The following is a 12,875-nucleotide window of genomic DNA, read 5'->3' on the forward strand; positions in this document are numbered from 1 at the left end:
GACAGCGTATCCCGGCGCCTTACGGCCGCTCCAAGGCTACGCTCCCTGCTCGCCCTCCCCATCGCGCACACCGGCGTCATGGTGCTCGATGGCGTCTGCCACGGTGAAGCCCTGGTCCTCGCCGAGCGAGCGCCACTTGGGCGTCACGATGCGCTGCGCCGGGTACACGCCGCGGTGCCCCGCCACCAGATAGCTCACAAACGAAACAATAACGAAGTACGGAGCCGCCAAACCCCCGAAGAGGTCCACGCCGAGCAAGATCGTCGTCATGGGCACGTTGAGCGCCGAGCCGAAGACGCCCACCATACCGAGTGCCGCGCCGAACGCCGGCGTAACGCCGAGCGAATAGCCAAGCGCCGCGCCGAGCCAACCACCGAGCGAGGCCCCTATGCCGAAGATGGGCGTGACCTCGCCGCCCTGAAAGCCCGCCCCCAGCGTAAGCGCCGTCATGGCGAGCTTGAGCAACGCGTCGACGGGCGTCGCGGTCCCCGTGAACCCTGCCTCCACAAGCCACGAAGAAAGTCCACCGTAATCGTATAAGCCAAAGACCACATAGGTCCCGAGCACCACGAAAGCGCCAACCAGCGCCGCAACCACGTAGTTCGTGATATGGGCGGCATAGAATCGCTTGACGACGCGAATCGCCCCCGAGAACATGCGCGCCGCAATACCAAAGACCACCGCGGCCAGCACCGCGAACGCAAGCGAGGAAGGCACGAGCTGCGGAACCATGCCGATGTCGTAGCTCTCGCGCGGGGCTCCGAGCGCCGTCGTCACGGCATCGCCGACAAACGAGGCGAGCAAACAGTACACGCCAGCGCGATATTGCAGCTTGCCCACGAAGCACATCTCCATACCGAAGAAAGCACCCGCAAGCGGCGTGCCGAACACCCCGCCGAACGCAGCGGAGATGCCCGCCATGAGGAGATCTTGGTGATCGTATTCATCAAGCTTGAAGAGACGCGAAACGGCATCGGCAATCGTCCCGCCGATCTGGACCGCCGTGCCCTCTCGGCCCGCCGAACCGCCGGCAAGATGCGTGGCAACCGAGCACACAAAGGTGAACGGTGCCATAACGGGCGGAATGTGCCTGCCAGAGACCGTGCAATCAATCACCAGGTTATTGCCGCGCGCAGCATCCTTGCCGTACCTGCGATAGAGCCACGCCGTGAAGACGCCAACCGCCGGCAGCAGCGCGAAGCAGATGAGATGGGCTTCGCGAAAACCCGTAACCGCGTCAAGGCACGTGAGAAACGCCCAAGCAGCAACGCCCATGAGCGCTGCGACAAGCGCGACGAGCGAGAAGAGACGCAGGCTCTGCCATGCGTTACGAGCCCCTCGAATCGTATCCTCGGCGAACACATGCTCGCGAGCTCGCAGGTAGCCACCGATAGCGGCAGATGTCCGAGCAGGTGCCCCGGCTCCGTCGAGCTCAGAGACGGATCGCTCTTCCATACCGACCGCGGTGTCGCTCTCCTTCATTGAAGCACCCCTAGAAAACGAGGTGCTTGGCTGCGTTGTACACGCAGATGAGCACGATGACGACCATGAGCCCGCTGAAGAGCTTGTCCACATGACGTTCATCGATGTGCTTGTTAATGGCGCGCCCGCAGATACCGCCCAAGATGCCGCAGCAGATCATGCCCGCGATGAGCAAGGGATCGATGACAGAGAAATCGACGGTAGGAATGCTCGTGACGGTGCTCGTCGCCTGCGAGCACAGGATGATGAAGAGCGAGTTCTGCGCCGCCTGCTTGGTGCCCATGCTGAAAAAGAAGTAGAGCACGACGAGGTTGATGGGGCCTCCACCGATGCCAAGGAACGACGACATGACACCGAGCGCGAAACCAATAATCACGCAGGCGACCGCGCCCGAGATGCTGAGCGTGGAGATACGGCTCTTGTTGAGGTTATAGACGAGCGTCCCGATCGTGATGATGCCGAGGGCGACTGCTTGAACGGCGCCCGCGAGCTCGGGCGTAGGAAACAGTCCCTCCACAATATCGAAGAGCTGCTTGCCCGCGAGGCCGCCCACCGCCGCACCGATGGCGAGCGGCACCGCCGTCTTGCCCTCGATGGAAGTTGCGCCCGAGAGGCGGTTACGCAGCACCGAATAACAGGTCATGGCCAAGACCGTGCAGCCCGAGAGGAAGTTGATGGTACCGGGCAAGAGCGCACCCGAGGCATCGAGCACGGGCTTGATGATCACGCCGCCGCCGATGCCGCAGATAGCCCCGATGATCGAGGCGCCGAAGCTGATGATGAAGAACAGGGCGTACATGAAACCTCCCGTTACCCGAGCCATACGGTTTCCCAGTATAGCGCGGATAACGGGAGGTCCAGAAACTTCGTCCTACGCAAAATGAGGACAGAGGAGATTTTACCCGAGCAGACCAGCTACCTATGCGGCGCGGTAAACGCGGCGTGGCTGCTCCTCGCCGCGGACGGCGGCGGCGGTCACCACGACCTTGGCCACGCCCTGCTCGCTCGGCAGGTCGAACATCGTGCGCTGCAGGACATCCTCGCAGATGGAACGCAGGCCGCGGGCACCGGTCTTCCGCTCGAGCGCGAGCTTGGCCACGGCGCGCAACGCTTCGGGCTCAAACTCGAGCTCGCAGTCCTCGAGCTGGAACATCCGGCGGTACTGCTTCACGATGGCGTTCTTGGGCTCGGTGAGAATCGAGACCAAATCGTCTTCGTCAAGCGCCTCGGTGTGCGTGATCACCGGCGTGCGTCCGATGAACTCCGGAATCATGCCGAAGCTGTTGAGGTCCTGCGGCAGAACCTGGCTCAAGAGGTCGTTCTCGTCGGTGGAGGTGGGACCGGCGAGCTCGGAGTTGAAACCGATGCCCTTGTTGCCCACGCGGTCCGCGATGATCTTGTCGAGCCCCACGAACGCGCCGCCGCAGATGAAGAGGATGTTCGTGGTATCGATCTCCAGGAGCTCCTGCTGCGGGTGCTTGCGCCCGCCCTGGGGCGGCACACTCGCCACGGTACCCTCGAGGATCTTGAGGAGCGCCTGCTGCACGCCCTCGCCGGACACGTCGCGCGTGATAGAGAGGTTCTCCGCCTTGCGCGCCACCTTGTCGATCTCGTCGATGTAGATGATGCCCACCTGGGCGCGCTCGATGTCGCCGTCGGCTGCGGTGATGAGCTTCAGGAGGATGTTCTCCACGTCCTCGCCCACATAGCCTGCCTCGGTGAGCGCTGTGGCGTCCGCGATGGCAAAGGGCACCTCGAGGATGCGCGCGAGCGTCTGCGCTAAAAGTGTCTTGCCCGTACCCGTGGGGCCCAGAAGCAGGATGTTCGACTTGGCGAGCTCGACATCGGCCAGATCGTCCGCCGGAGCAGCATGCTTTCCGAGCGGCGCCTGGGGGCTGCGCCCGTCGCTCGAGTCGAACGCCCCCTCGGCAGCCCCGCCCTCGAGCACGCGGCGGTAGTGGTTATAGACCGCTACCGACATGGCGCGCTTCGCGTCCTCCTGGCCCATCACGTACTGCGAGAGCTCATCGTAGATCTCGTGCGGGGTGGGCACGCGGGTGATAACCTGACGGCCCGAGCCCTCCGCCTCCTCATCAACCGCCTCAACCTCAGGCGTAGCGAAGGCATCCGCGCCGAAGGCGTTCTCCCCCATCATGTAGGGATAGCCGGGATTCTGCTGCATGAAATCGTGGGCAAGCGATTCCTCGAGGATCTCGACGCATGCCGAGACGCACTCATCGCAGATAAAGGTGTTGTTGGGCCCCTTCACGAGCTTGCGCACCTGCCCCTGCTCCTTCCCACAGAAGGAGCAACGGATGGTGCCGCCTTGCGATTCGCCCTGGTTGCCGGTCATGCCGGAGCGGGGATCCATGGCCATTATTCTGCACCCTTCGCAGCCTCGGAGCGGTTCGCGATAATCCGGTCAACGAGGCCGTACTCGAGGGCGTCGGTGGCGCGCAGGTAATGGTCGCGCTCGGTGTCCTGCTTGACCTTGTCGAACGGCTGACCGGTAGCATCGGCAAGAATCTGGTTCAAGTTCTTGCGGATGCTCTTGATCTCCTCAGCCGCAATCTCGATCTCGGTCTGCTGCCCCTGAGCGCCGCCGCTCGGCTGGTGAATCATCACCATGGAATTCGGCAGGCAGAAGCGCTTGCCCTTGGCGCCGCACGCGAGCAGCACCGCCGCCATGGAGGCGGCCATGCCCACGCAGATGGTGGAGACGTCGGGCTTGATGAAGTTCATGGTGTCGAGAATGGCGAGACCGGAGTACACCTCGCCGCCGGGAGAGTTGATGTAGAGCGAGATGTCCTTCTCGGCATCCTGGCTCTCCAGGTGCAAAAGCTGGGCGATCACGAGGTTCGCGGTCACGGAGTTGATCTCTTCGCCCAGAAAGACGATACGGTCGTTCAAAAGGCGGGAATAGATGTCGTAGCTGCGCTCGCCGCGCGGGGTCTGCTCGATGACATAGGGCACGAGCGCGGAATCGGTTCGAAGTAGCGCCATGGGGCTCCTTTCTTCATGCGTTTCAAAGACGTACGGTGCCCGGCCTGCTTGCGGGCCTGGCACCGTACGGAAGACGCCGGTTTACCGGTATGATACTGTACCCAGAACACGGGCGGCTACACCAACGGGCGGCTCGCCGAAAAACATCGGCAAACGCCCCGGCAGCGGAAGCGAGCTACTCGGCAGCGCTCTCGGACTCGTCGGCGGTATCGCCCTCGTCCTGCTTCGCGCTCTCGTCGACCTCGGTAACCTGGGCGTTCTCGACCAGCCAGTCGCAAGCCTTGGAGCGACGGATGGAGTCGCGGATGGCGGGCATGCGGCCCTCGGCGATGAAGCTCGCCTTCGAGGCCTCCACATCCTCGACGCCGGCGTTCTCGAACTCCTTGTCCACGTCCTCGTCGGTGACCTCGACCTTGAGCTCGCGGGCGAGAGCGTCGAGCGCGAGGGACTCGCGGGCCACGTCGTTAGCCTGACGATGCAGGTCGGCGATGAACTGGTCGGAGGTGATCTGCGAGGCCTGGAGCCACTGGTCAAGGCTCATGCCGCGCTGGGCAAGGTTGTTCAGGAAGGTCTGGCCGAGCTCCTGGAAGACGGACTGCTCGTAGTCGGCGTCCATCTCCTCGAGCTCAAGGCGCTCGGCGAGCGCGGCAACGGCGCGGTTCTCCTTGAGGGACGGCAGGCGGGAAGCCTTGTCCTGCTCGATCTCGATCTTCACGGCATCGCGCATGGCGGCGATGTCATCGAAACCGAACGCGCTCTTGGCGAGCTCGTCGGTGAGCTCGGGCACCACGCGGGCCTTGATGTTCTTGACGGTGAACTCGGCGCTGGCCTCCTCGGGCTCCTCATCGCCCTCGGCCTCAGGCGTCCAGCTGATCTCCTTGACCTCGTCAACCTTCATGCCCTTGAGGGCCTCCTCGACAGCCTCGGGAAGCACGCCGGAGCCCATGGCGAACATGCGGTCATCGCCGGCAAGCTTCTCGGCACCCTTCACGTCCTTGACGGAGAGGGTGATGAAGTCCTCGGCATCGATGCCGCGGTCCTCGACGTCCTCGAAGCGGGTCTGATAGCCCATGAGCATCTCGACCTGCGCGTCGATCTCGGACTCGGTGACCTCCGCCGGGGGCATCTCGATCGCAACGGGCTCATAGGAGCTGAGCGCGGGCGTGGGACGGAGCGCGTACTCAACGGAGAAGGTGTACTCCTCGCCGTCCTTCACGATCTCCTCGACCTTGAAGTCGCCGTCCTTGACGGGCACGATATCGAGCTCGTTCAGGATGGCGGGAGCTGCCTCGTTCACAACGGCCTCGGTGGCGTTGGCCAGGGCAAACTGCGCGCCAAGCGTACTGTCGATGACGGGGCGCGGGGCCTTGCCCTTGCGGAAGCCCGGGAAGCGATACTGCTTGGCAGCTTCCTTGTACGCCTGCTTGATCGCGCGGTCGACGTCTTCAGCGGCGATGGTGACCGTAGCGGTGAGCTTGCCGTTCTCGACATCAGATGCAGAGATGTTCAACGTTCCTCCTCTTACCTTGCCAGCGTATCGTTGGGTGCTGGAAACCCTGGTATACCTAAAATAAGCCGCCTGCGGCCAAAGCGCGGAGCGCCTGCGCGCTGGTGCGGGCGAAAGGACTCGAACCTTCACGGGAAGCCCACTGGAACCTAAATCCAGCGCGTCTACCAATTCCGCCACGCCCGCAATGTGCGCACAGCCTTAGCATGATACCAGATAACGCCTGCTTGCAACTGATGAACGTGAAGCTGCACAAATGAGACGGTTGCGGGGCGCGCGTTCAACCGCCGCTCCCCCGTTCGGGCGCCCTTCACGCATGTTCGCCGCATGTTTCGGCCCTAGATGCGTAAGAGCGCCCGAACGCAGGGACGTATCACACAAGAGCTTCCACACGGGGGCATACCGCTGGCACAGCGCTACAGGTCGAACATATAGGAGCCGCACGCGTTGACGATACGCGTGCCGGCAGGATGCTCGATCACGCGATCGATGCGCCCGTACTCCATATGGATGTGCCCGTGAACGAGATAAGCCGGCCGCAGAATCTCGATCGCGGCGTTGAAGGCATCGAAACCGGTGTGCGCGTAATCGTCCATGTCGCCATAGCCATACGGCGGCGCATGGGTCACCACGATATCCACGCCGCCGGTGAGCTTCGCCTGAAACGCAAGGCGTATCACCCTCCGGCGCATCTCCTGTTCGGTAAACCCGTAGACGCGCTCGTTATAGCGCATGGACCCGCCGAACCCCATGATGCGCACGCCCGCCACCTCGCGAATGCGACCGTCGATGCCATCGCAGCCCTCGGGCGCGTGCGAACGATAGGCGGTATCATGATTTCCCGGTACGTAGAGAAGCGGGAGATTGGCCATCGTGACCACATGCTCGAGGTATCGTGCCGGCAAATCGCCGCATGAAAGGATCATGTTCACGCCGCGCAGGCGCTCCGGGTCAAAGCCCGTCGTCAGCCAGCTCTGCTCAACATCTGCGATGGCGAGGATCTTCATGCGAGCGTTCCCTTATGCGGCAGCTTCGCGATATCGACGGGGATGAGCCCGCTGACCTCGACCTTCTCCAAGCCTTCCTCGGAAAGCTCTCGTTGCTCGGGCAAGCGGCCCACCACATTCGCATTGAGCCAGCTCATGCGCACGATCTCTTCGCTCGAAAGGCGGCCCGCCTCGGCGGCCTTCACCGGGCCCTCCTGGCTTGCAAGCTCGCCGGCAAAAGGATCGATGCGCCGCGTGAGCACCGACTGCCGCAGCACCTCGATGAGCGCCCGCTGACCATAGGGCAGCCCGTCCGAGAGCCCCACATCGAGCACGCCAGAAGACATTCCCCACCAGTAATTGAGCGCAAGGCCCGAAAGCTCGCTCTGTTCCTTGTGCCACGTCTCGCTGCGGATAGACTGCACGATGAGCTGGTAGTAGCGCCCCCATTTCAGCACGGGCTCGGCAAGGTGCGTGGTCGCTCCGTCTTCCTCCACGCGGTAGAGCCCCCATGCCTCGTCCGGGTCCGCCGGGCTGGGATAGTCTCGCGCCGAGACGATCCGCACCTCGTCCTCGGCAAGCTCACGCTTCCAATCGTAATCCTTCGCCGAGAACCACTTGAGATAGACGGTCACGAGCGGGTCGACCATGGCCGCGCCGATGGCGAAGGCGTTGATCTCAGACACGCTGCCGAAGACCGGGGTCTCGGCAACATACCCGACCTTATGGTTTTCCGCCATGCTCGCTGCGAGCGCTCCGAGCAGGAACTTCGCCTCGTACAAGCGGATGCTGAACGTGCGCACCGCGCTATGCGAGAGGCTCACCGAGCAGTTGATGAACGTGCATTCCGGATGCGCCACCGCGGCACGCAGGCTGTCGCGCATCTGGGTGGGCGCGATGGTCACGATGAGATCGGACCCCTCGGCCAGTGCGTCGTCCACGGCAAGGTCGAAATCGGTCGCATCGACGCAATCGCGGTAGGCTCGGGTCGAGATGGTCGCCCCCAGGCGCCGCTCAAGCTCGAAGCGCCCCTGCTCATGGAGGGCCGTCCAGCCGTCAACGAGCGGGTTTTCCCCGTAGATGAACGAAGCCCGGAACGGCTTCGAGCACACCGCCTCACGGTACAGGTTCTTGAGCTCGGGAATGATGGCAGCGCGGCTCGAGCGCGGGTCTTCCAGATAGGCCACCTTGCCGCCGTCGCGCTTGACGACGAACTCGCCCCACATGCGCTTGACGTGCCGATCGACCTCGCTCGGCAGCGCGCGCACCGCCTCGTCGTAGCCGAAGACGCCAAGGTAGGCAAGGAAGGCCTCCCCCGCCGTGAGCCCCAGATGCTCGCCCCCGCGCTTGCGGAAGGCACCGAGGAACGTCTCGAACGCGGAGCGGAAATCGCGCACGACCTCCTGCGGCCAGGCATGCTCGAGGTCCTGCCCCGCAAATGCCGCCAGCCGCACGTAGTCGCCCTCGCGGGTGAACACGATGCCGTAGATGGGCGCTACGCTGAAGAAGCGCATGAACTCCTGGTAGATGCGATAGGCCTCGGTATCGGAGGGCATGGGCACCACGCGCGTAACGGACGCGAGGATCGTCGGCTGCCCCAGATAGCGCAAAACGGAAACGCGCTTGTTGCCCTCCTGCACGTAGAAGCGCTGCATGAACTCATAGACGACGATGGGGTCGCGTATACCCTCAGCGCGCTGCGAGTCGATGAGGTCGCTCCACTTCATCGAGAACTCGGAGCCGCTCTCGGGCAGAGGCATGAAGTTCGTCGCGAAGGTGTTCTGACGCCCGCGCGTGCGCGTGCCCGCGATGAGGTCGATATCGATCTCCATCGTGCCCATAGGGACCTCGCCTTGGTACCCCTCGCCCTTGAGGATATCGTCGAGGGCGGGCAGGTACGGGTAGCGGCCCGCAGAAACGTCCGTCTGAAGCTGCTTATGGCCGAGCTTGCGCGCACGGCGATAATCGTCGAGCATCTTCCCCACCTCACTCGTTTCGCGGTCCGGCATCACCGGCGGCAGCGCCCCCACCGATTAGCGCGCTCGAACAGCCCGCAGGCAGACGGCGCGCAACCATCCCCTGCTAGGCGTCGACACGCTCGAAGCGATACATCACCGCAGCATTCGCGTCGAGCCCCACCGGCAAGGGGAATCCAGCATCCATGAGGGCGTCGGCCGGGTAGACCACGCCCGTGTCCAGATTCCGATAGAGCGCTCCCGGGGTGAGGCCGCGCGGAACGACATAGTTCGCTACGCCGTACCCGTTAACCGAGAGCAGCACTGCGCTCACCACGGCACGTGACCCATCCTCGGCAACGTACTCCCACGCGCACACGGCATCCGTAAGCGGTGAGCTCAGACGATAGAACAGCCCCTCGCGCACCAGGTCCTCGACCTCGTGATAACGCTTCACCTGATTGCGGATGTGCTCGCAGGCGCGCTCGGGCAGCTTGAGCAGATCGAGCTCGTAGCCGAAGCCGCCCCCCTGCATGGCAACGATGCCGCGCGTCGTGATGGGCGTCTCGCGCCCGTTGACCTCGTTGGGGCATGCCGAGACGTGCGCGCCCATGGCAGACGCCGGGAACCCGAACGAGGTGCCGTACTGGATGGTCAGGCGATTGATGGCATCAGTGTTGTCACTCGTCCAGATCTGCGGCGTGTAGTAGAGCATGCCCGCATCGAACCGGCCGCCGCCCGCAGAGCAGCCCTCGAAGAGAATCCGGGGATAGCGCTGGACGAGACGCTCGAGCAGGTCGTACAGGCCGAGCATGTAGTCGTAGAGCACCTTGCCCTGATCGTTCGATGCGCGGGAATAGGTGTCCACGATGCTGCGGTTGTAATCCCACTTCACGTACTCGATGTTGGCCTGATCGAGCACGGCGCAAAGCTGCGCATAGAGGTTGTCGCGCACCTCCTCGCGCGAGAGGTCGAGCACGAGCTGGTCGCGGCCGAGCACGGGACCCTTCCCCGGCACCGCAAGCACCCAGTCGGGATGTTCGCGGTAGAGCTCGCTGTCCTCGCTCACCATCTCCGGCTCCACCCAGATGCCGAACTTGAGCCCCAGGGCGTTCACGCGGTCAACGAGCTCCTTCAGGGTGCCGCCGAGCTTCCCCTCATTCACCGTCCAGTCGCCGAGCGCCCGGAAATCATCGCGCCGCGTGGAGAACCAACCGTCGTCCATGACGAGCATCTCGATACCCAGGCTTGCGGCCTGTTCGGCGAGGCGTACCAGGCTCTCGCCCGTGAAATCGAAATAGAAGGCCTCCCAGCTGTTGAGCAGCACCGGACGCGGACGGTCGCGCCACGTACCGCGGCATACGTGCTTGCGGATGCAGCGGTGGAAGTTTTGGGAGACGCGCTCGATGCCCGCATTCGAGTAGGTCATGATGACCTCGGGCGCGACCAGCTGCTCGCCCGGAGCAAGCGGATAGGAGAACCGATCGTCGGAAAGGCCCATCTGCATGCGCGTCTGGTTGTACTGCTCGCATGTGACCTCGGCCTCGAACCCACCGCTATAGACGAAGTTCATGCCCCAAGCACGGCCCGTAGATTCCGTTGCCCGCTCATCGCAGAGCACCATCACCGGGCTGTACTGGTTGGAGGACATGCCGCGACGGCTTCCCACCGAGAAGGTCCCATGGCCAACATGGTGGCGGTCCGGGGTGCGCTCCATGGCATGGCGTCCATAGAAGGAGATCACGTCGAACTTACCGTGCACGAAGTCGAGGCATGCCGTCTGGGCGCGGTCGACCGTTACGACGCCGGTGCCTTCGTTCTTGATGACCGCGGCGCGCGTGATGATGTCTATCTCGGGGAGCACGCCGTATAGCAACTCGACGGTAATGCCCACACGCTCGTCGGAAAGACGGATCACGAGCGTCTCGGCTCCATCCGCCTCATCCTCGCTATAGACCGCGGGAAGCCCGGGAAGACCATACTTGCCGGGGCGAATCTCGTAGTCGCGGTAGCGAAGGTCGCAGCCGAAGGCGCCGTGGTCGTCGCGAACGACCAGCAAGGGGCTCCTCATGTCGCCCGCGCCCTGGAAGGGGTACTCCTGGGGCAACACGTCGAGCGAGTACGTGCGGTCGTGCACGTCGTAGGGGCAGCCGCACATTCCGCTCCGGTCGGCGTAGGTCACCAAATAGGCCATATAGCCGTCCGTGCGCGCTCCATAGTACAGATGCAGCAAAAAGCCGTACGAATCGGCCTGCATCTGGTACGTCGAGTTCTTGGTATTGATGGTGAAGATCTTTGTCTCTTCGTCAACGACGATCGGCATGACCCCTCCCCTGTATATGATGCTCACGCGATGCGGGCGCCCAAGGGGAGACAGCCGCAGCCGCCACCCGAACGACACCTCGGTCAAGCAGGCAAAACCCTGCCCGTTGCATTATAAACGCGCATACCTCGCAATAAATCGCAGAGTAAACCACCACAAGCTTAGCAAACTTATCGGTGCTGGCGCGGCCCGACGTTCGGCGAGAGGTGACTTGGAGGGCGGCGAGAACCGGCGCAATGAGGACATAAAAGGCCCGAGAGACAGCGCTCGAGCGGGCTGGGCGCACGAACGGAGTATGGATGGTCGGCACGGGCGTGGGCCCGGCAAGACCAAGCTCGATCAAATCGTGGAAATGCAGCGCGAGGGCAGCGCTTGACAACGTGCGGAAAGTCGCGGGTCGCGGCGTGGCAATTCAGTCCCGCCACTCGATATGTAATGAAACTGTGACTAAGTTATGGAACCGTTTCCATTGGCTATCTACCAACGTTATTTAGCCTATAGTACGGATTCATGGAACCGTTTCCATACCACAGGTATAAGGAGGGGCATGAACATCAGGGACATCGCGGAGCGTGCCGGCTACGGCGTCAGCACGGTCTCGCGCGTCATCAACGGCCAATCCAACGTGAGCGACCAAGCACGCGAGCGCATCCTCGCCGTGATGGACGCCTGCGGGTACGAGCCCAACACCAATGCGCGCTACCTCAAGATGCGCTCGCCCTCCCCTGTCGCCGTCTTCGTCATGGGAACGAGCAACCGGCTCTTCGGCGACATCCTCGCCCGCATCCAGGCGCGATTCTGGGCCCTGGGCGAAGAGGTAGCCGTCACGCACCTGGAAGACGATGCCAACGAGGTCCAGTTCGCCATCAGCTACCAGCAGACGCGCCATCCCAAGGCGATGCTGTTCCTTGGTGGCGAGCGCACCTACTTCCGCGAGGCCTTCGGCCAGATTACGGTTCCGAGCGTTCTCATCACCAACACCGCAGAAGGCCTGGGCTTCGAGAATCTCTCGAGCGTTACGATCGATAACGAGGCAGCCGCCGCGCGCGCGATCGATTACCTCCATGCCGCCGGCCACCGCCGCATCGGCATCCTCGGCGGCACGCGCTCCCCGGAACAGATCGGCGGACGCCGTCTCGGGGGCGCGGAGAGCGCGCTCATGGCCCACGGCATCGTCTTCAGCCGCGACCAGGATTATGAGCCCTGCGACTTCACCGAAGAGGCGGGATACCGCGCCATCGGAAGGCTTCTCTGGCGCTCCCCGGACCTTACCGCCGTCCTCGCGCTTGGAGACGTCATCGCCTTTGGCGCCATTCGCTCCATCTACGACCGAGGGGGCAGCGTTCCCGACACCCTCTCCATCATGGGCTTCGACGGCACCGCGCTCTCGCGCTACTCCGTCCCTCGCATCACCACCGTGCGGCAGGATACCGATGCCCTCGCAGACCGCAGCGTGGACCTGCTCCTCCAGGGCATGCAGGGGCCCGCGCAAGCCCTGCACGAACTTGCCCCCTTCAACATCCTCGAGCAGGAGAGCGTGGGCGCGCCCAACACCAGCGGCGTCGCGGACCTTCTTGCCGCCGCTCACGATACGCACCGGCCGCACTGCTAGGAGAAGG

At 63.5% G+C, this 12,875-nt stretch carries 9 protein-coding genes and 1 tRNA gene; 1 reads left to right on the forward strand and 9 read right to left on the reverse strand.

The genetic code is table 11. The features are described 5' to 3' along the window. Nucleotides 1–36: 36 nt before the first annotated feature. From GJE22_RS03740 to GJE22_RS03780, 9 genes are all read right to left on the reverse strand, one after another. Entirely contained in the window at nt 37–1,482 is a 1,446-nt protein-coding gene (locus tag GJE22_RS03740) for a chloride channel protein (protein WP_235895808.1), read from the reverse strand. 10 nt (nt 1,483–1,492) lie between these two features. Further along, nucleotides 1,493–2,305, reverse strand: a complete 813-nt coding sequence (locus tag GJE22_RS03745; protein ID WP_235895807.1) for a sulfite exporter TauE/SafE family protein — start codon at nt 2,303–2,305, stop codon at nt 1,493–1,495. 96 nt (nt 2,306–2,401) lie between these two features. Beyond that, entirely contained in the window at nt 2,402–3,859 is a 1,458-nt protein-coding gene (clpX, locus tag GJE22_RS03750; protein WP_144688155.1) for an ATP-dependent Clp protease ATP-binding subunit ClpX, read from the reverse strand. Continuing rightward, nucleotides 3,859–4,485, reverse strand: a complete 627-nt coding sequence (locus GJE22_RS03755; RefSeq protein WP_019128206.1) for an ATP-dependent Clp protease proteolytic subunit — start codon at nt 4,483–4,485, stop codon at nt 3,859–3,861. Before GJE22_RS03755 ends, clpX begins: the two co-directional genes overlap by 1 nt. A gap of 175 nt (nt 4,486–4,660) precedes the next feature. Next, entirely contained in the window at nt 4,661–5,995 is a 1,335-nt protein-coding gene (tig, locus tag GJE22_RS03760) for a trigger factor (RefSeq protein WP_154324091.1), read from the reverse strand. Nucleotides 5,996–6,094: 99 nt separating this feature from the next. Continuing rightward, nucleotides 6,095–6,178, reverse strand: a tRNA-Leu gene (locus tag GJE22_RS03765). Nucleotides 6,179–6,408: 230 nt separating this feature from the next. Beyond that, nucleotides 6,409–6,999 (reverse strand): metallophosphoesterase family protein, encoded by a 591-nt coding sequence (locus GJE22_RS03770; RefSeq protein WP_144688153.1) that lies wholly within the window; start codon nt 6,997–6,999, stop codon nt 6,409–6,411. Beyond that, on the reverse strand, nt 6,996–8,954 hold the full coding sequence (locus GJE22_RS03775) for a BMP family ABC transporter substrate-binding protein (protein ID WP_144688152.1): 1,959 nt from the start codon (nt 8,952–8,954) through the stop codon (nt 6,996–6,998). Before GJE22_RS03775 ends, GJE22_RS03770 begins: the two co-directional genes overlap by 4 nt. Before the next feature lie 106 nt (nt 8,955–9,060). Next, complete coding sequence (locus tag GJE22_RS03780) at nt 9,061–11,256, reverse strand: alpha-galactosidase (protein WP_144688151.1); 2,196 nt, start codon at nt 11,254–11,256, stop codon at nt 9,061–9,063. A gap of 547 nt (nt 11,257–11,803) precedes the next feature. On the opposite strand from GJE22_RS03780, the gene GJE22_RS03785 reads away from it, so the two are divergent. Further along, entirely contained in the window at nt 11,804–12,868 is a 1,065-nt protein-coding gene (locus GJE22_RS03785; protein WP_144688150.1) for a LacI family DNA-binding transcriptional regulator, read from the forward strand. The last annotated feature ends 7 nt before the right edge of the window (nt 12,869–12,875 follow it).

The sequence above is a fragment of the Enorma shizhengliae genome (assembly GCF_009676995.1).
Taxonomy (GTDB): Bacteria; Actinomycetota; Coriobacteriia; order Coriobacteriales; family Coriobacteriaceae; genus Enorma; species Enorma massiliensis.

Coding starts and splice junctions, on each gene's coding strand:
- GJE22_RS03740 (WP_235895808.1), bottom strand. CDS start 1,482: ATGAAGGAGAGCGACACCGCGGTCGGTATGGAAGAGCGATCCGTCTCT.
- GJE22_RS03745 (WP_235895807.1), bottom strand. CDS start 2,305: ATGGCTCGGGTAACGGGAGGTTTCATGTACGCCCTGTTCTTCATCATC.
- clpX (WP_144688155.1), bottom strand. CDS start 3,859: ATGGCCATGGATCCCCGCTCCGGCATGACCGGCAACCAGGGCGAATCG.
- GJE22_RS03755 (WP_019128206.1), bottom strand. CDS start 4,485: ATGGCGCTACTTCGAACCGATTCCGCGCTCGTGCCCTATGTCATCGAG.
- GJE22_RS03770 (WP_144688153.1), bottom strand. CDS start 6,999: ATGAAGATCCTCGCCATCGCAGATGTTGAGCAGAGCTGGCTGACGACG.
- GJE22_RS03775 (WP_144688152.1), bottom strand. CDS start 8,954: ATGCTCGACGATTATCGCCGTGCGCGCAAGCTCGGCCATAAGCAGCTT.
- GJE22_RS03780 (WP_144688151.1), bottom strand. CDS start 11,256: ATGCCGATCGTCGTTGACGAAGAGACAAAGATCTTCACCATCAATACC.
- GJE22_RS03785 (WP_144688150.1), top strand. CDS start 11,804: ATGAACATCAGGGACATCGCGGAGCGTGCCGGCTACGGCGTCAGCACG.